The organism is Denitratisoma sp. agr-D3, from assembly GCF_054658675.1.
Window position 1 is genome coordinate 43,287 of the sequence record NZ_BAAGIA010000005.1, and the last position, 17,222, is coordinate 60,508.

At 62.7% G+C, this 17,222-nt stretch carries 12 protein-coding genes; all 12 read left to right on the forward strand.

Annotated features, from left to right (window positions below; translation table 11 throughout):
• Nucleotides 1-120: 120 nt before the first annotated feature.
• The 12 genes from ACYQ2U_RS13930 to parC all read left to right on the forward strand — a co-directional run bounded on the left by ACYQ2U_RS13930 (nucleotide 121) and on the right by parC (nucleotide 17,195).
• Entirely contained in the window at nucleotides 121-3,159 is a 3,039-nt protein-coding gene (locus ACYQ2U_RS13930) for a flagellin N-terminal helical domain-containing protein (RefSeq protein WP_459950990.1), read from the forward strand.
• Between the two features lie 71 nt (nucleotides 3,160-3,230).
• A complete protein-coding gene (locus tag ACYQ2U_RS13935) occupies nucleotides 3,231-3,596 on the forward strand; it encodes a flagellar protein FlaG (protein ID WP_459950991.1) in 366 nt (121 codons plus the stop codon).
• Between the two features lie 339 nt (nucleotides 3,597-3,935).
• Nucleotides 3,936-6,950, forward strand: coding sequence for a flagellin N-terminal helical domain-containing protein (locus ACYQ2U_RS13940; RefSeq protein WP_459950992.1), 3,015 nt, complete (start codon nucleotides 3,936-3,938; stop codon nucleotides 6,948-6,950).
• Nucleotides 6,951-7,087: 137 nt separating this feature from the next.
• Nucleotides 7,088-8,875 carry a flagellar filament capping protein FliD gene (gene fliD, locus ACYQ2U_RS13945; RefSeq protein WP_459950993.1) on the forward strand — a complete coding sequence of 596 codons (1,788 nt, stop codon included), beginning with the start codon at nucleotides 7,088-7,090 and terminating at the stop codon, nucleotides 8,873-8,875.
• Between the two features lie 24 nt (nucleotides 8,876-8,899).
• The gene (gene fliS, locus ACYQ2U_RS13950; RefSeq protein ID WP_459950994.1) at nucleotides 8,900-9,325 is read left to right on the forward strand and encodes a flagellar export chaperone FliS; all 426 of its coding nucleotides are present in this window, start codon (nucleotides 8,900-8,902) and stop codon (nucleotides 9,323-9,325) included.
• A gap of 8 nt (nucleotides 9,326-9,333) precedes the next feature.
• Complete coding sequence (locus tag ACYQ2U_RS13955; RefSeq protein WP_459950995.1) at nucleotides 9,334-9,666, forward strand: flagellar protein FliT; 333 nt, start codon at nucleotides 9,334-9,336, stop codon at nucleotides 9,664-9,666.
• A 64-nt stretch (nucleotides 9,667-9,730) separates the two neighbouring features.
• Nucleotides 9,731-10,963 carry a flagellar hook-length control protein FliK gene (fliK, locus tag ACYQ2U_RS13960; protein ID WP_459950996.1) on the forward strand — a complete coding sequence of 411 codons (1,233 nt, stop codon included), beginning with the start codon at nucleotides 9,731-9,733 and terminating at the stop codon, nucleotides 10,961-10,963.
• Nucleotides 10,950-11,273 (forward strand): EscU/YscU/HrcU family type III secretion system export apparatus switch protein, encoded by a 324-nt coding sequence (locus ACYQ2U_RS13965; RefSeq protein WP_459950997.1) that lies wholly within the window; start codon nucleotides 10,950-10,952, stop codon nucleotides 11,271-11,273. Before fliK ends, ACYQ2U_RS13965 begins: the two co-directional genes overlap by 14 nt.
• A 26-nt stretch (nucleotides 11,274-11,299) precedes the next feature.
• Complete coding sequence (locus ACYQ2U_RS13970) at nucleotides 11,300-12,094, forward strand: flagellar brake protein (protein ID WP_459950998.1); 795 nt, start codon at nucleotides 11,300-11,302, stop codon at nucleotides 12,092-12,094.
• A gap of 260 nt (nucleotides 12,095-12,354) precedes the next feature.
• Entirely contained in the window at nucleotides 12,355-14,331 is a 1,977-nt protein-coding gene (locus tag ACYQ2U_RS13975; protein WP_459950999.1) for a DNA topoisomerase IV subunit B, read from the forward strand.
• Between the two features lie 128 nt (nucleotides 14,332-14,459).
• A complete protein-coding gene (locus ACYQ2U_RS13980; RefSeq protein WP_459951000.1) occupies nucleotides 14,460-14,825 on the forward strand; it encodes an endonuclease domain-containing protein in 366 nt (121 codons plus the stop codon).
• Nucleotides 14,826-14,831: 6 nt separating this feature from the next.
• Nucleotides 14,832-17,195, forward strand: a complete 2,364-nt coding sequence (parC, locus tag ACYQ2U_RS13985; RefSeq protein WP_459951001.1) for a DNA topoisomerase IV subunit A — start codon at nucleotides 14,832-14,834, stop codon at nucleotides 17,193-17,195.
• Nucleotides 17,196-17,222: the final 27 nt, after the last annotated feature.

A 17,222-nucleotide genomic window follows, 5' to 3' on the forward strand; every position in this document is an offset into this window, starting at 1 on the left:
TTTTCCCGCCGCAAACCGATAAAGCTTCTGTAGGCGGCATTGCCCGCCACTTAAACCTAGTCGGAACCCGGCATCAGCCCAGGGGGTCGGCGTGGATAACCCTCTGAAAGGAGAAGCAAAATGGCACAGGTTATTAACACCAACATTACCTCGCTGAACTCTCAGCGCAACCTGAACAACTCCCAGGCCTCCTTGCAGACCGCTCTGCAACGGCTGTCCTCCGGTCTGCGCATCAACAGCGCCAAGGACGACGCCGCCGGTATGGCCATTTCCGACCGGATGACTTCCCAAATCCGCGGCCTGAACCAAGCCGTGCGTAACGCCAACGACGGTATCTCCCTGGCGCAAACCGCCGAAGCCGCCTTGAGCAGCGTCAGCGACATCCTGCAACGGATGCGCGAACTGTCCATCCAGTCCGCCAACGCCACCAACTCCGACTCCGACCGCGCCTCCATCCAGTCCGAAGTCTCCCAGCTCAAGCAGGAACTGACCCGGATCTCCAGCACCACCACCTTTAACGGCCAGAAGATCCTCAACGGTTCCCAACAGAACATCTCCTTCCAAGTGGGCGCCGAAGCTAACCAAACCATCGGTATCTCTATCGGCGACTCCCGTGCCTCCTCCATCGGCAACAACGTGGTCTTCGCCAGCAACGCCGCCAAGTCCACCTCCTACAACCGCTTCGGTAGCGACGGTGCTAATGTCGGCTTGGCCGCTGCCAATGGCTCAAGCTATACCAGCGCCACCATGACAAACGGTTACGCCGCCCAGACCCTGAAGATCACCAACGCCGCCGGCGACGTGATCGAGGGTGGCAAGGTTGGCGTGCAAGCCAACGCCCAAGCCAGCGAGATCGCCGCCCAACTCAACCGCCTGGAAGGCGTCGAAGCCACCGCCAGCACCGTGGCCACCCTGTCCAGCTGGGGCGGTTCCGGCACTGCCGGCAACAGCGTCACCTTCAAGATCAGCTCCGGCGCAACCACCGAAACCCTGACTCTGTCGGTGGATGAAGCTGGCAGCCAAGCCGACATCTTCAACTCCCTGAAGAATGCGGTGAACAACAGTGCCAGCCTGCAAGCCGCAGGGGTCGTTGCCGGCCTGGACGCCAGCGGCAACTTGGCCATTCGCAACAGTACCGGTGCCGACCTGGGTATCGAACTGAACACCACCAACGGCAGAACCGTCAGCGTTACCGGTTCCGACACCTCCAGCACCGCCCGCGTTCTATCTGGCAATACTGCCGGTGGTGACACCACCCGTGTCGGTGGTCAATTGAACATCAAGCTGGCCAACGGTTACAACATTCAGTCCTCCGTCGCCGGCACCACCGGCAACAGCGGTCTGTTCAAAGCCGCCGCCAACACCAGCATTACCGCCAAGGAAACCAATGTCGGTATCGACGACGTGGTCTCCGGCCAAGACACCGCCACCAATCGGGTGAACGCCACCGGTCTCATCCTCGGCCAAGCCCAGGCTGCTGGTGCCAACATGCCGCCCAGCGGTATTGCTGGCCAAGTCATCAAGGTCAAGGATGCTGCCGGCAACGTGGTGGGCAACAGTTCCGGCATCACCGTCGCCGGCAATACCGACGTCAAGACCATTGTTGGCCAACTGAACGGCATCACCGGCGTTACCGCCACCGGTTCCGCCCAGGCCACCATCTCCAACATCGTCGGTGCGGCCAATAGCAATGCGGTCAGCCTCACTGTGTCCGGTGTCGCCCTGACCGTGGCCGGCGTCGATGGTAATAGCACTGGCGGCCAAATCGCCTCTGCCATCCGCGACGCGGTGAACAACAACTCCAGCCTTACCGACAAGGGCTACTCCGCCGAGCTGGACAAGACCGGCAACGTGGTGATCAAGAACAACACCGGTGAAGACATTCAACTGACCTTCGGTGGCAATACCGACGCCATTGCCACGGCCAAGGTGACCGGCACCGATGCCGCCGCCACCGGTCAAGCTATCGATGACACCCTCGTCTCCACCCGGGTGGTCGGTACCTTCACGGTGGCCATGGCCGACGGCTACACCATCGAGTCCAGCGTCGCCGGCACCCTCGCCACGACTGGCGGTCTGTTCGACACCACGGCCAACTCCACGGCCAAGGTTGCCGTCACCGATGTCAACTACGGCAACAGCGTCGCCGCCCAGACCCTGACCGTCTCCGGCGCCGCCGGCAGCGCCCAGGTGGCCGTCAAGAAGGACGACGACGCCGCCACCATCGCTGCCCGCGTCAATGCCCAGACGACCGCCACCGGCGTCACCGCCAGCGCCACCACCCAGGCCAAGTTGTCCGGCATCAGCGCCGCCGGCACCGTGACCTTCCAACTCAAGGGCACCAACAGCAGCGCCGTCAGCATCAGCGCCGCCGTCACCGGCAGTGGCACCCTGGCCGACCTGTCCGCCCTGGCCAACGCCATCAACAGCAAGGCCGAAACCACCGGTGTCCGCGCTTCCCTGGCCGATAACAACGCCTCCATCGTCCTGACCCAGGCCGACGGCGCCAACATCGTGATCTCGGACTTCACCCACAGCGCCGGTAGCGCACCCACCTCCAGCAATATCACGGGTACCGATGCCTCCATCAAGGTGTCTTCCCTGTCCAGCAAGGTGGACGCCAACGGCGCCATCACCACCGCCGCCACCAGCACCACCACCCTGCACTACGGTGGCACGGTGAATAAGAGCGAGGACTCCACCACCATCGGCGGTACCGTCAGCTTCACCTCCGGTAGCGCCTTCGATGTGAAGTCCAGCGTCGGCGGTAGCACGGTCAATGTGACTGGCGGCAACACCTCGATCCTGAGCACCGATGCCAACGTCTCCAACGGCAGCGCCTTCTCCAGCATCAACGGGGTTGACGTGAGCAGCGTGGATGGCGCCAACAACGCGGTTTCCGTGATCGATGCGGCCCTGTCCCAGGTCAATAGCATCCGTAGCGCCCTGGGTGCGGTCCAGAACCGGATCACCACCACGGTGTCCAACCTGTCCGCCGGCGTCGAAAACGTCACCGCCGCCCGTAGCCGGATTCAGGATACGGACTTCGCCTCCGAAACGGCCAACATGACCCGCGCCCAGATCCTGCAACAAGCCGGCGTGGCCATGCTGTCCCAGGCCAACCAGCTGCCCCAGATGGTTCTCTCCCTCCTCAAGTAAGGAGCGGAACGGGGTTCTGAGATCGATGACTGATCTCGGAACCCCGGCCATCACGGTCTAGGAGATGCGACATGGACGTGCAACTGCCTCAGACGTCAGCCGCGCCCACGGTGACCCAGGTTCCTTCGGGAAACAAGGGAAACAAAACGGTGTCGGTCCCGGCGTCGCCTGCCCCGCAGGCGGCTGATGCCCAGTCTCAAGCGTCCAAACCCTCTACCGAGCAGGTCCAGAAGGCTCTCGAGAAACTGCAACAAGCAACCCAACCCGTCGCGCAGAATCTACAGTTCTCCGTGGATGACAGCACCGGCGAGACCGTGATCAAAGTGGTGGACGACAGCACGCAAGAGTTGATCCGCCAGATTCCCTCCCAGGAATTCCTGGACATGGTCAAGGCACTGGACAAGCTCTCCGGGCTGCTTTTGAGACAAAAAGCGTAAGCCACAAGCCATACCCGTAACACCCAAAGACCCGCCGCTCTCCTCATCGGAGTCCGGCGGGTCTTGCTTTTTGGGGGGATAAATGGGTGGGCAAAATTGCCGCCACCCATCCCATCTCTCGGCAATTCTTGCCAGAAAAAATCGGCAAAAACCGGCAAAACACCAGAAAAACACCGCCTTCACCCTCCATTTCCTGCGTATTACACGAGCTGGCACAGTGGCTGCTATTAGGCAGTCGTAGTCCAACTTAATCGCTCCGTCACTGCCGGTGGTTCGTCCACGTGAGGCGGCGGGGAGGACAGCTCACCCGACTCAGGAACGAATGGAAGGAGAAGGATCGTGGCACAGGTCATCAACACGAATATTGCGTCGCTGAACTCTCAGCGCAATCTGAATACCTCGCAGGCGGCACTGCAAACCGCGCTGCAACGGCTGTCCTCCGGCCTGCGCATCAACAGCGCCAAGGACGACGCCGCGGGGATGGCCATTTCCGACCGGATGACTTCCCAGATCCGCGGCCTCAACCAAGCGGTGCGTAACGCCAACGACGGCATCTCCCTATCCCAGACGGCCGAAGGCGCCTTGAGCGAAGTGAGCAACATCCTGCAACGGATGCGCGAACTCTCCATCCAGTCCGCCAACGCCACCAACTCCGATTCCGACCGCGCTTCCATCCAGGCTGAAGTGTCCCAGCTCAAGCAGGAACTGACCCGGATCGCCAACAATACGACCTTCAACGGCCAGAAGATTCTCAACGGTACCCAGCAGAACATCTCCTTCCAGGTGGGTGCCGAGGCCAATCAGACCATCGGCGTATCCATCGGCGACGGCCGTTCCACCGCGATCGGGACCAATGTGGTGTTCGCTAACCATGCGGCCACCTCCACCGCCTATAACCGTTTTGGTACCGATGGTGCCCGCACCGGCTTGGCCGTGACTGGCACGACCAACGGCTATCAAGCCCAAACCCTGTCGATCCGCGACGCCAGCGGCGCGGTGATCGAAAATGGGGCCGTGGGCGTCAACGCCAACGACCAGGCCAGCGACATCGCCGCCCGCCTCAACCGACTGCCTGGCGTGAGCGTCACCGCCTACAACAACGTCAAGGTGGCAAACTACATTCCTGGCGCCGGTGCCTCTTCATCTGTGCCGATTACCGTGATTGTTGGTACCGGCACCACCAAGCAAAGCCTGACGCTCTTCGGCGTCAATGAAACCAGCGGCAGCGCCGACGTGCTCAACGCCGTAAAAAACCAGATCAACAACAACGCCGCCCTGAAAAACGCCGGCATGCAAGCCGGTATTGACGCCAGTGGCAACCTGGTGCTCAACAACTCCACAGGTGCTGATATTTCCGTGCAATTCACCACCACGGCACCGAGCACCATTGATGTCTACGGCTCCGATAGCTCCAACACCAAAAATACCCTGACCACCAACGCAGGCAACACGGTTACCGTCGGCGGCCAACTCAACATCAATCTCGCCAACGGCTACAGCATCGAGTCCTCCGCCACCAAGGCCAACAGTCTGTTCAACCTGACCCCTAACACGGTGCAGACCGCCAGCGAGAAGAACGTCGGTATCGATAATGTGGTGGATGGTAACGACCCGACCCACCGCTTCAACAGTTCCGGTCTGATCCTGGGCCAACCCCAAGGTCCCTCGGCCAACGTACCGGTTAATGGTATTCCTACCCAGATCATCAAGATCAAGGACACCGCCGGCAACGTCATCGGCAACAGCGCCGGCATCACGGTTGCACCCAACTCCTCGGTAAAGACCATCGTCGGTCAGTTGAACGCGGTCTCCGGCGTTACCGCCACGGGCTCTGCCTTGGCCACGCTTTCCGGCTTTTCCGGTACTGGCGCCAACGCGATCACGGTGACCATCAACAGCCAGGCCATGACGCTCTCCGGCGTGGACACCTCCAGTAGTGCCGATGCGGTATACGCTGCCGTAGTGGAAGCGGTAAACCAGAACAGCACCCTCACCGGAGCAGGCTTCTCTGCCAGTCGGAACGCCAGCGGTAATGTGGAAATCAAGAACACTTCCGGCGACGATATTCAACTGACCGTCGCCGCCGCCGGTACGGGCACGGTCAGCCTCAACGCCACTGGCTCCAATGCGGCAGCCAATCCCGTCACCCTCGCTAGTGCCACTACCGCCTCAACGACGATCAGCGGACAATTCTCCGTTGTCCTACCCGACGGCTACACCATCGAATCCTCCCTCGATGGCACAACGGCAACCGCCCCGGGTGGCGGCTTGTTCAAAGTGGCGGCCAACGCCAAGGCGCCCGCCGCCGTGACCAGCGTCAACTACGGCAACAGCGTCCGCGACCAGACCCTGACGGTGAATGGTCCCAACGGCAAGGCCGACGTAGCCGTGACCCGGGATGACTCGGCAGCCACCATCGCGGCCCGGGTCAATGCCCAGACCTCCACCACCGGCGTCACCGCCACCGCCAAGACCCAGGCCAAGCTGAACGGCATCACTGCCGCCGGCACCGTGAGCTTCCAGGTTTTCGGCACCAACACCAATCCGGTCACCGTGAGCGCTGCCGTCACCGGCAGCGGCACCCTGGCCGACCTGTCAGCCCTGGCCAATGCGATCAACCAGAAGGCAGAAAGCACCGGTGTCCGGGCATCCCTGACCGATAACAACGCCTCCATCATCCTCACCCAGGAAGACGGCGCCAACATCGTGATCTCGGACTTCACCCATAGCGCCGGTAGCTTGCCCAACTCGGGCAACATCACGGGGGCCGTAGCCTCGGTGACGGTGAGCGCCCTCTCCAGCAAGGTGGACGCCAACGGCGCCATCACCACGGTGACCACCTCCACCACCGCCCTGCACTACGGCGGCAATGTGACCAAGGGCGAGGATTCCACCACTATCGGCGGCACCATCTCCTTCAACGCGGCGGGGGCCTTCAGCGTCACTTCCAGCGTCAGCGGCGACAACGTGGGCCTGGTGGGCGGGAACACCTCCCTGTTCGGCAGCGATGCCGGCATCGCCAATGCCAGCGCCCTCTCCAGCATCAACGGGGTGGACGTGAGCAGCGTGGATGGCGCCAACAACGCCATCACCGTGATCGACGCGGCCATGACCCAGATCAGCAACATCCGTAGCGCCCTGGGTGCCGTGCAGAACCGGATGCAATCGACCATCGCCAACCTGTCCACCGGGGCGGAGAACGTCACCGCCGCCCGCAGCCGTATCCAGGATGCCGACTTCGCCCAGGAAACGGCCAACATGACCCGGGGCCAGATCCTGCAACAGGCCGGCGTGGCCATGCTGGCCCAGGCGAACCAGTTGCCGCAGATGGTGCTGAAGCTGCTCGGCGGCTAAGTCATTGATGCATAATGGGGATGGGCGATAAACTACTATCGTCCATCCCCTTTTTTGTTAGGGCTTCAGTTTTCCCAAGCCGTGCCGTTGATTGAGTCAAGGAGCATGGCCTTAACAGGCAAATAAAGGATTTCATCATGGCGACAACAGGAACACTTACCTCATCAGGCGTCGGCTCCGGCCTGGACGTGTCGGGGATTGTTTCCAAACTGATGTCCATCGAGCGCCAGCCCATTGACCGGCTGGACACCCAGAGCGGCGTGGTCACGGCCGAAATTACGGCTTACGGCACCCTGAAGGGTACTTTGTCCACCCTGCAAACCGCCGTGCAGACCTTGACCAACAAGGGCACCTACTCCGCCACCAAGGCCACCGTGGCCGATACTGCACAGTTCAGCGCAACGTCCGATAGCACTGCTGCCGTCGGCAGCTACTCGATCCAGGTGCAGCAACTGGCCAAGCAACAAAAGCTCACCTCCACCACCTTCGCCAAGGCAACGGACAGCGTGGGCACGGGGACGTTGACCTTCGACTTCGGCAGCTATAACACCGATGCCAATGGGGTCACAACCTTTGCGCCCAATACCAACAAGAAAACGGTGTCGGTCACCATCCCCTCCGGCTCCGACTCCCTGACTGCCATTGCCAGCGCCATCAATGCGGCCAAGGCCGGGGTCAGTGCCACGGTACTTAACGATGGCACCAATAGCTACCTGTCCTTCTCCCCCACCGACCCGGGCTCGGCCAATGCCCTGAAGATCACGGTTAGCGACAACGATGGCAATAACAGCGATAACGCTGGCCTTTCCCGCTTGGCTGCCGACCAGAGCAGCGGCCTGACCCGGAGCAGCCTGGACTACACCTCGGCCTCCATCGCCATTTCCGCCGCAAGCGGCAACAACAAGTTCACTGTCGCAGTGGACGGCGGGGCAGCGGCGACTGTCACCCTGCCCGATGGGACCTACGACAAGACCAACATCGTCGCGGCCATGCAAAGCGCCGTGGATAGCGCATTGGGCGCTGGCAAAGCCAAGGTTTCCTTGGACGCCAACAACAAGTTGGTGGTGTCGTCCACCACCACCACCGGCTTCTCCGGCGTCACCATTGGCGCAGCGGCCGGCAGCACTGGCGCCACCGCCCTGTTCGGCGACTCTGGCACCGCCATCACCGCCAGCAATCGCATGACCCAGACCGTCGCCCCCCAGGACGCCAAACTGTTGGTGGACGGGGTGCAGGTGGTCAAATCCACCAACACCATCACCGACGCGATCCAAGGGGTGACCCTCAGTCTGACCAAGGAAGGCACGGCGGCCACCACCGTTTCCGTGGCGGCAGACTCCAGTGCCTTGAGCAAGGGCCTCGACACCTTCGTCACGGCCTACAACGCGGTTTCCAAATCCTTGGCGGACCTGCTGTCCTACGACGTCAAGACGAAGAAGGCTGGCGCCCTGCAAAGTGAAGGCACGGTCCGCTCGATCCAGACCAGCCTGCGCCAGATGATCCAGACGGTGAACCGCAGCATGGGCACCAGCAGTCTGTCGGACGTGGGGGTTTCCTTCCAGCGGGACGGCACCTTGAAGTTCAACAGCGATAAGCTGAACACCGCCCTATCCGATCCCACCAAGAACGTCCAGGCCTTCCTGATTGGCAAGGACGGCACTAGCGGATTGGCCAATAAGCTAGATGATCTGATGACTTCGATCGTCGGCACCACCGGCTCCATCGCCGCCCGTACCGATGGTCTGAACAGTACCCTCAGCACCATCGCCAAGCAAAAGGCAGCCCTTGAGTTGCGGATGACGGACATCGAAGCCCGTTACACCAAACAATACAACGCGCTGGACACCCTGATCGCCAGCATGAAGTCCACCTCGAACTATTTGACGCAACAGTTGTCGGCTCTGTCCAGCAGTAGCAGTAAATAACGACCCCGCCCCAGGAGAATCACGATGTTCGGCGTAATGAACAACCCCACCGGCGCCTACCGCAAGGCTGGCGTCGAAACCAAAGTGGAGACGGCCACCCCCCATGAACTGGTGGTCATGCTCTACGAGGGTGCCCTGACGGCGATCATGAAGGCGGGGGTGCACATTCAGGAAGGCAACATCGCCGAAAAGGGCAAGGACATCGGCCAGGCCATCGATATCATCGACGCCGGCCTGCGGGCCTGCCTCAATTACCAGACCGGCGGGGAAATCGCCGAGCGCTTAGGTGCCCTCTACGAGTACATGTGTAACCGCTTGCTCCATGCCAATTTGCATAACGACCAGGCTGCCCTGACCGAGGTCGGCAACCTGTTGCGGGAACTGAAGGGGGCCTGGGAGGAAATAGCCAATGATCCCGCTGTAGTTTCCATGAACAAAGCCGTGGCCTGAGGTCTACCATGCTGACAATGCCTACCCAGATTGAAATCTACGAAGACATGAGCCAGCTCTCCGCCCGCATGGTGGAGGCGGCCCGCATCCAGGACTGGACCCTGTTGGCAAGCTTGGAAGAATCCGTTGCCAAATTGCGCAAGACCCTCGAAGCCGATGATGACATCGGCGTACTGTCCGCCGATGAAAGCGAACGCAAGCGGACCCTGATCCAGCAAATCCTTGAAGACGATGCCGAGGTGCGCCGTCATACCGAGCCCTGGATGGAGCATGTCCGCCAGTTCCTGGGCAGCAGCAACCAGCGTCGCCGGGTCGAACGCGCCTACGGCGCGGGAGCCTGATTCCCCGGGGCAGCGCCATGGGCCGCCCCGCCCCAACCCCACCCCCTGCTAGACGGAGCCCGTCATGGCTCTGATTCCCACCGACGTCGGCGTCAACCTGCGCACCCAGGTTGACTCGCCCCTGCGCCCAACCGCGCCGGTATCGGAAATTCCTTCCGACCTGCCGGCGCTGGAAAAGGGCCAGACCTTCACCGCCCGCATCGTCGAAGTCCTGCCCGAGGCCACCTACAAGGCCCTGGTGGCGGGTAAAAGCATCACCCTCTCCCTGCCCGGCGGCGCCAAGGCCGGCGATACCCTGGAACTGGTGGTGGTGGACAAAACGCCGCGCATGGTCATGGCCAAGTTGGCCGATGCGGGCGCCGGCCTAGCCAGCCAGGAGGGGGAAGCCTATCCCCATACCACCTTCAGCGCCGCCGCCCAGTTGATCGGCAAACTACTGCCGGCGGAAGGCGAAGCCGCGCGGCCCGTGGCCCTCAACCAGGGGGAACCCCTGCTGCCGACGCCGCCCCAGGCCGGCGACGAGCAGCTGGCCCAGCAACTGGCGCCCCGTCTGGAAAAAGCCGTCAGTCAAAGCGGTATGTTCTACGAGGCCCACCAGGCCAAGTGGGTCGCGGGACAGTTGCCGACCGAAGCACTGCTGGATGAACCCCAAAACCAATTGCTGCGCCCGACTCCAGCCAGTGCGGGCGACACGACGCCGACGGAAAAGCCCGGCGGTCTGCTGCAAATGCTTTTGGGGCGGGGCAATGCTTCGGAGCAGGCCGGCCCTGCGGAAAACGCCAAGTCTCATGCAGCGGCCGCGGTTGCAAACGCGGCGACGTCCGCCTCCGCCGGTACGGAGAATGCGGACCGCGCGAGTCAGGCCTCCGCGACCACCCAGGCAACCACGCCGCCCCCCGCCCAGGTGGTGCCAGACGAATTGCGCCACTTGGTACAGCAGCAATTGGATGCCGCCGCCACCCAGCGCATGGTCTGGCATGGCGAAGTATGGCCGCAGCAGCCCATGGACTGGGAAATTCAACGGGACGGCTCACGCCGCCAAGGGGATGATGAAGCGGAGGGCGACAAATGGACCACCCGCCTGGCCCTGACCACGCCGCGCCTGGGCCGGGTCGAGGCCACCCTGGAATTACGGCCCCAGGGGGTTCATATCAATCTTCAATCCCCCGCCGGACAAAGTTTGGAAGACTTACAGGCCGCCATTCCCCGCCTGAGCAGTGCCCTGGAAGCGGCCGGGGTGCCGGCCCTGTCGATCCGGGTATGGCAGCGCACCAGCAGCGAGGATGGCGGTGAGTGACAAGCCCTTCCCCGACGAGCGCTCCCTGGCGGTGGCCCTGGCCTATGCCCCGGGCGACGCAGCGCCCAAGGTGGTGGCCAAGGGGCGGGGGCTGATCGCCGAGGAAATCATCCATCGCGCCCGGGAACACGGGGTCTACGTGCATGAGTCTCCCGAATTGGTCACTCTGTTGCAACAGGTAGACCTGGACGAAAAAATCCCCCCCCAACTGTACGTGGCCATTGCCGAACTGCTGGCCTGGCTTTATCAGGTGGAACAAGGCCAGGAGCTGCCGCCACCGGTGCTCAAGGTGCCCAGCGACTTGGGATAAACTTGCGCACCAAAGAGACCGACGACATGAGCGAAATCCCAGACATCACGCCGGAAGAACCGGAAAAATCTGTCGAAACGCCGCTGGAACCCAGCGACTACGACAAGTTCCTGCTGCACGCACCCAAGGAAATCCTGCTGGTGCTCAAGTCCGTCATCGAGCACGGATGCCACATCACGGTTTTTTTCAATGAAGGCAAGGATTTGCTGCTGACCACCCTGATCGCGGCCGACGAGAAGGGGCTGCTCTTCGACTACGGTTCCAATCCGGAAACCAACCGTCGCGCCCTGGAAGCAGGCAAGCTGTTTTGCATCACCTCCTTGAACAAGGTGAAGGTGCAATTCATCCTCAAGGGCTTGCGCCAGGAAGACCATGGCGGGCGCCCCGCCTTCCGTGGCGAGTTCCCGCAAACCTTGCTGCGTCTGCAACGACGCGAGTATTACCGCCTGACCACTCCGGTCAGCCGGCCGCTGACCTGCCTGATTCCCCTGGAAGACGTGGACGGTCAGACGGGATCGATCACGGTCCAGATCGCCGACATCAGCGGCGGCGGCGTGGCCCTCGTGGCCCCGCCGGAGTCGGTGCCCTTCGCGCCGGAAACGGAATTCCCCGACTGCCAGATCCACTTGCCGGACATCGGCAACATCATCGTCACCCTGCGGGTCAAGAGCGTGTTCGAGGTCACCTTGCGCAGCGGTACGGTGTTGCGCCGCTCCGGTTGCGAATTCGTCAACCTGCCCGACGCCAAGATGAACCTGATCCAGCGCTACATCGTCAAGCACGAACGGGAGCGCAAGGCGCGGGAATCCGGCCTGGCCTGAACGTCGTCGGCGGAGACGCCACCAACGCCTTCCGCCCCGGGTGTTTGCGCGCCGGCCCGGATCGCTTGCCGCGGCGCCAACGTCCTTTTTCCTCCCCCTTGCCAGCCATTTGTCCGGCATCGCGCCGACGTCCTGTCCGTTCTTTGTGACGACTGTCGCGGGGATTTTCGGCAATTCGCCTAAAATCCCCGGATTGAACGGGGCTTGCCCCTCTTTTCCAGCCTTTCCCGCGCCACTGGTGGGACCACCCTAGCGACCCCATGAGTACCCAACGCTACGACGAATCTTCCTTCCGCGTCCTGAAGGGCCTTGAGCCCGTGCGCGAGCGGCCCGGCATGTACACCCGGACCGATTCCCCCGCCCACATCATTCAGGAAGTCATCGACAACGCCGCCGACGAAGCCCTCGGCGGCTTTGCCAAGAACATCCACGTCCTGCTCAAGACCGACGGCTCGGTCTGCGTCACCGACGACGGCCGGGGCATTCCCGTGGGCCTGCACCCCGAGGAAAAAATTCCCGTGGTGGTGCTGGCCTATACCCGCCTCCACGCCGGCGGCAAGTTCGACAAGAAATCCGGCAACTCCGCCTATGCCTTCTCCGGCGGCCTGCACGGCGTCGGCGTGGCCGTGACCAACGCCTTATCGCTGCGCATCGAGGTGGAAGTGCGGCGCGAAGGCAAGATCTGGGGCATCCACTTCAGCGAAGGCGGCGACAAGATCGGCCCGCTCGAGGAGTTGGGCAGCTGCGGCAAGCAGACCGGCACCCGGGTTCACGTCTGGCCCGACCCGAAGTACTTTGAGTCTCCCAAGGTGCCCCTGCACGAACTGGAGCGCCTGCTGCGTTCCAAGGCCGTGCTGCTGCCCGGTGTGCGCGTCATACTGGACATCGAGCAGGCCAGCGGCGAGGTGTTGTCCAAGCAATGGAGCTACCCCGAAGGCCTGGCCGGCTACCTCAAGGAACTGGCCGGGGATCAGGAACTGCCGATTCCCCTGTTCGCCAGCGAGAAATACGCCGACGCCAACGACGACAGCTTCGCCCCCGGTGAAGGCGCGGCCTGGGCCCTGGGCTGGTTCCCCGAGAGTGGCGTGGCCTCCGAGTCCTATGTCAACCTGATTCCCACCATCAACGGCGGCACCCACGAATCGGGCCTGCGGGCCGGGGTGTTTGAAGCCATCAAGACCTTTGTCGAACACCACGCCCTGCTGCCCCGGGGCGTCAAGCTGCAACAGGAAGACGTCTGCGGCAAGATGGGCTTCGTCCTTTCTGCCCGCCTGCTGGACCCCCAATTCCAGGGCCAGGTGAAGGAAAAACTCAACTCCCGGGAAGCCGTCAAGCTGGTGTCCACCCAGGTCAAGGACCCCTTCGAGATTTGGCTCAACCAGCACGTAGAAGCCGGCAAGGCCATCGCCGAGCTGGCCATCAAGCAGGCCCTGGCGCGGCAGAAGAATGCCCAGAAGGTGGAAAAGAAAAAGCAGTCCGGCGTCGCCGTGCTGCCGGGCAAGCTGTCCGATTGCGAATCCACCGACATTGCCGAGAACGAACTGTTCCTGGTGGAGGGCGACTCCGCCGGCGGTTCTGCCAAGATGGCCCGCAACAAGGAAACCCAGGCCATCCTGCCCCTGCGCGGCAAGGTGCTGAACTCCTGGGAAGTAGAGGCCGGTCGCCTCTTCGCCAACAATGAAATCCACGACATCGCCGTGGCCCTCGGAGTGGATCCCCACGGCCCCGAGGACACGCCCAATCTGGACAACCTGCGCTACGGCAAGGTGGTCATCATGTCCGATGCGGACGTGGACGGCGCCCACATCCAGACCCTGCTGCTGACCTTGTTCTTCCGCCACTTCCCGGCGCTGATCGAGCGCGGCCACATCTACATTGCCCAGCCGCCCCTGTACCGCATCGACGTCCCCGCCAGCGGCAAGAAGCGCCCCGCCCGTCGGCTCTACGCCCTGGACGAAGGCGAACTCACTGCCATGAAGGACCGCCTGGTCAAGGAAGGCATCAGCGAGGACAAGCTGGAAATCGGCCGCTTCAAAGGCTTGGGCGAAATGAACCCCGAGCAACTGCGGGAAACCGCCATGGACCCGGCCACCCGCCGTGTCCTGCCCGTGGCCCTGCCCGACCAGGCCCGTAGCGAAACCCTGAAACTGTTCAACCTCCTCATGGGCAAGGGCGAGGCCTCCGGTCGCCGTGCCTGGATGGAAGAAAAAGGCCACCTGGTGGAGGCCGATATTTGAGGCAAGGCTTACAAGCCCCCTCACCCCGGCCCTCTCCCACGAGGGGAGAGGGAGGTGTTTTGCGACCCTCGTCGAAGCAGGTTCCCTCGCCCCTTGTGGGAGAGGGACAGGGTGAGGGGTAGCCCCAAATGCCCAACCTCTTCGCCCGTGAATTACGACAACGGTCAACGGACTCTGAAAGAAAACTCTGGCACCTTTTGCGCAACCGACAACTGGAAGGACACAAATTTCGCCGCCAACAGCCCATCGGCCCATACGTTGCTGACTTTGTTTGCCTGGAATGCAAGCTGATCATTGAAGCGGATGGCGGCCAACACCAAGCCCAATCAAACTATGACGAAGAGCGCACCCTTTACATGGAAAGCCAAGGCTTTCGCGTACTGCGTTTTTGGAACAATGACATTCTGACCAATCCGGAAAGCACACTGGAAACCATTCGCCTAGCCCTCATGACGACGATCAAAGGCGAGACAGAATCAACAGGTACCCAATAATTTGCCATGACGACCGATAATCCCACCAACACCCCCGACTTCTTCGCCCTCGGCGATGCCCCGCCGCCGCCCACGCCGCCTTCCTTTGGCGATGCAATGGGGGATGGCACCTCCCTGCCCCTCAACGCTTACGCCGAGCGGGCCTATCTGGCCTACGCCATGAGCGTGGTGAAGAGCCGTGCCTTGCCCCAGGTGGAGGACGGCCTCAAGCCCGTCCAACGCCGCATTCTGTTCGCCATGAACGAAATGCGCTTGTCCGCCACGGCCAAGCACGTCAAGTCGGCCCGGGTGGTGGGCGATGTGATCGGTAAGTACCACCCCCACGGCGACTCCAGCGTCTATGACGCCATGGTCCGCGTGGCCCAGGACTTCAGCCTGCGTTACCCCCTGGTGGATGGTCAGGGCAACTTCGGTTCCCGCGACGGCGACGGCGCGGCGGCCATGCGCTACACCGAATGCCGCCTGACCCCCATTGCCGAACTGCTGCTGTCGGAGATCGACCGGGGCACGGTGGACTTCGCTCCCAACTACGACGGCGCCTTCACCGAACCCCAGTTACTGCCTGCCCGCCTACCCTTCGTGCTGCTCAACGGCGCCTCGGGGATTGCTGTGGGCATGGCGACGGAAATCCCGCCCCACAACCTGCGGGAAGTGGCGGAAGCGGCCCGTCTGCTCATCAAGAACCCCAACGCCAGCCTGGAAGAAGTCCTGCAACTCATGCCGGGGCCCGACTTCCCTGGCGGCGGCCAACTGATTTCCTCGGCCGAGGACATCCGCGATGCCTACGCCACGGGGCGTGGCAGCCTGCGCATGCGCGCCCGCTGGCGGGTGGAAGACCTGGCCCGGGGCCAGTGGCGCATCATCGTCGAGGAGCTGCCCCATGGCGTGTCCACCGCCCAGGTGCTGTCGGAAATCGAGTCCCTCACCAATCCCCAGCCCAAGGCGGGCAAGAAGGACGTCTCCCAGGAGCAGAAGAACCTCAAGCAGGTGGTGCTGAACGTCTTGGAGTCCGTGCGGGACGAATCCAACGAAAAGGCTCCGGTCCGCATCGTGTTGGAGCCCCGCTCCTCGCGCATTTCCCAGGAAGAGTTCATGGCCGTGCTGCTGGCCCACACCAGTCTGGAAGCCAGCGTTTCCCTCAACTTCACCATGATCGGCCACGGCGCCGTCCATGGCGGTCGCCCCCAGCAAAAACCCCTGGTGCAGATCCTGCGGGAATGGGGCGAGTTCCGTATCGGCACCGTCGAGCGCCGCACCCGCCACCGTCTGGAGGAAGTGGAGCGCCGCATCCATATCCTGGAAGGCCGCATGACCGTGTTCCTCAAGATTGAGGAAGTCATCAAGGTCATCCGCAATTCCGAAGAACCCAAGCTGGACCTGATCTGGAAGTTCCACCTGACCGACATCCAGGCCGAGGACATCCTGGAAATCCGCCTGCGCCAACTGGCCCGCCTGGAAGGCATCAAGATCGAGCAGGAACTGGGCAATCTGCGGGAAGAACAGGGCAACCTGAACACCCTGCTGGACTCCCGCAGCGAGCTGACCAAGCTGGTGCTCAAGGAAATCGCCGAGGACGCCAAGAAGTTCGGCGACGACCGCCGTACCCTGCTGGAAACCGTGGCCCCCATCAGCGTGGCCGAGGTGGCCGTGCCCGACGAGCCGGTGACGGTGATCGTCTCCCGCAACGGCTGGGTGCGCACCCGCCAGGGCCACGGCATCGTGCCCGACACCATCAGCTACAAAGCCGGCGACTTCGGCTGGGTGGTGGCCGAATCCCGCACCGTCTGGCCCCTGGTGCTGATCGACACGAACGGTCGCGCCTACAGTGTGAAGGTCTCCGACCTGCCCGGCGGTCGCGGCGACGGCGTGCCCCTGGCCACCCTGATCGATTTACAGGACGGCGGCAAGATCGCCCAGGCCCTGAGCGGTGACCCGGAAAGCAAGTTCCTCTTTGCTGGCAGCGGCGGCTACGGTTTCGTCGCCAAGCTGGGGGATCTGGTGGGCCGCAATAAGGCGGGCAAGGCCTTCCTCACCCTGGACAAGGGCGAAAAGCCCCTGGCGCCCGCGCCGGTGAAGGGTGCCACCCTCAACGCCATTTCCGCCGAAGGCCGCCTGCTGCTGTTCCCCCTGGCCGACATGCCGGAAATGGCCAAAGGCCGGGGCAATAAGATCATGGAACTGGATGCCAAGGACGAATTGGCCGCCATCTGCGTGAACTTCGGCAACAGCCTGACCATCGAAGGCGCCGGCCGGGGCGGCAAGGCAAGCACCGCCGTGATCGAAGGTCGGGACCTCGAGGCTTTCCGTGGCCAGCGTGCCCGAAAGGGCCATCTGGCCCCGATCAAGCTCAAGCCCACCGGCCTGGCTTAGGGTTTTCCAAGCCGCAAGCCATAAAAG

Excerpts from the sequence above, each read along its gene's own strand:
- ACYQ2U_RS13935 (WP_459950991.1), top strand. The coding sequence starts at position 3,231 with ATGGACGTGCAACTGCCTCAGACGTCAGCCGCGCCCACGGTGACCCAG.
- parC (WP_459951001.1), top strand. The coding sequence starts at position 14,832 with ATGACGACCGATAATCCCACCAACACCCCCGACTTCTTCGCCCTCGGC.
- fliS (WP_459950994.1), top strand. The coding sequence starts at position 8,900 with ATGTTCGGCGTAATGAACAACCCCACCGGCGCCTACCGCAAGGCTGGC.
- fliD (WP_459950993.1), top strand. The coding sequence starts at position 7,088 with ATGGCGACAACAGGAACACTTACCTCATCAGGCGTCGGCTCCGGCCTG.
- ACYQ2U_RS13975 (WP_459950999.1), top strand. The coding sequence starts at position 12,355 with ATGAGTACCCAACGCTACGACGAATCTTCCTTCCGCGTCCTGAAGGGC.
- ACYQ2U_RS13930 (WP_459950990.1), top strand. The coding sequence starts at position 121 with ATGGCACAGGTTATTAACACCAACATTACCTCGCTGAACTCTCAGCGC.
- fliK (WP_459950996.1), top strand. The coding sequence starts at position 9,731 with ATGGCTCTGATTCCCACCGACGTCGGCGTCAACCTGCGCACCCAGGTT.
- ACYQ2U_RS13955 (WP_459950995.1), top strand. The coding sequence starts at position 9,334 with ATGCTGACAATGCCTACCCAGATTGAAATCTACGAAGACATGAGCCAG.
- ACYQ2U_RS13970 (WP_459950998.1), top strand. The coding sequence starts at position 11,300 with ATGAGCGAAATCCCAGACATCACGCCGGAAGAACCGGAAAAATCTGTC.
- ACYQ2U_RS13965 (WP_459950997.1), top strand. The coding sequence starts at position 10,950 with ATGGCGGTGAGTGACAAGCCCTTCCCCGACGAGCGCTCCCTGGCGGTG.
- ACYQ2U_RS13980 (WP_459951000.1), top strand. The coding sequence starts at position 14,460 with ATGCCCAACCTCTTCGCCCGTGAATTACGACAACGGTCAACGGACTCT.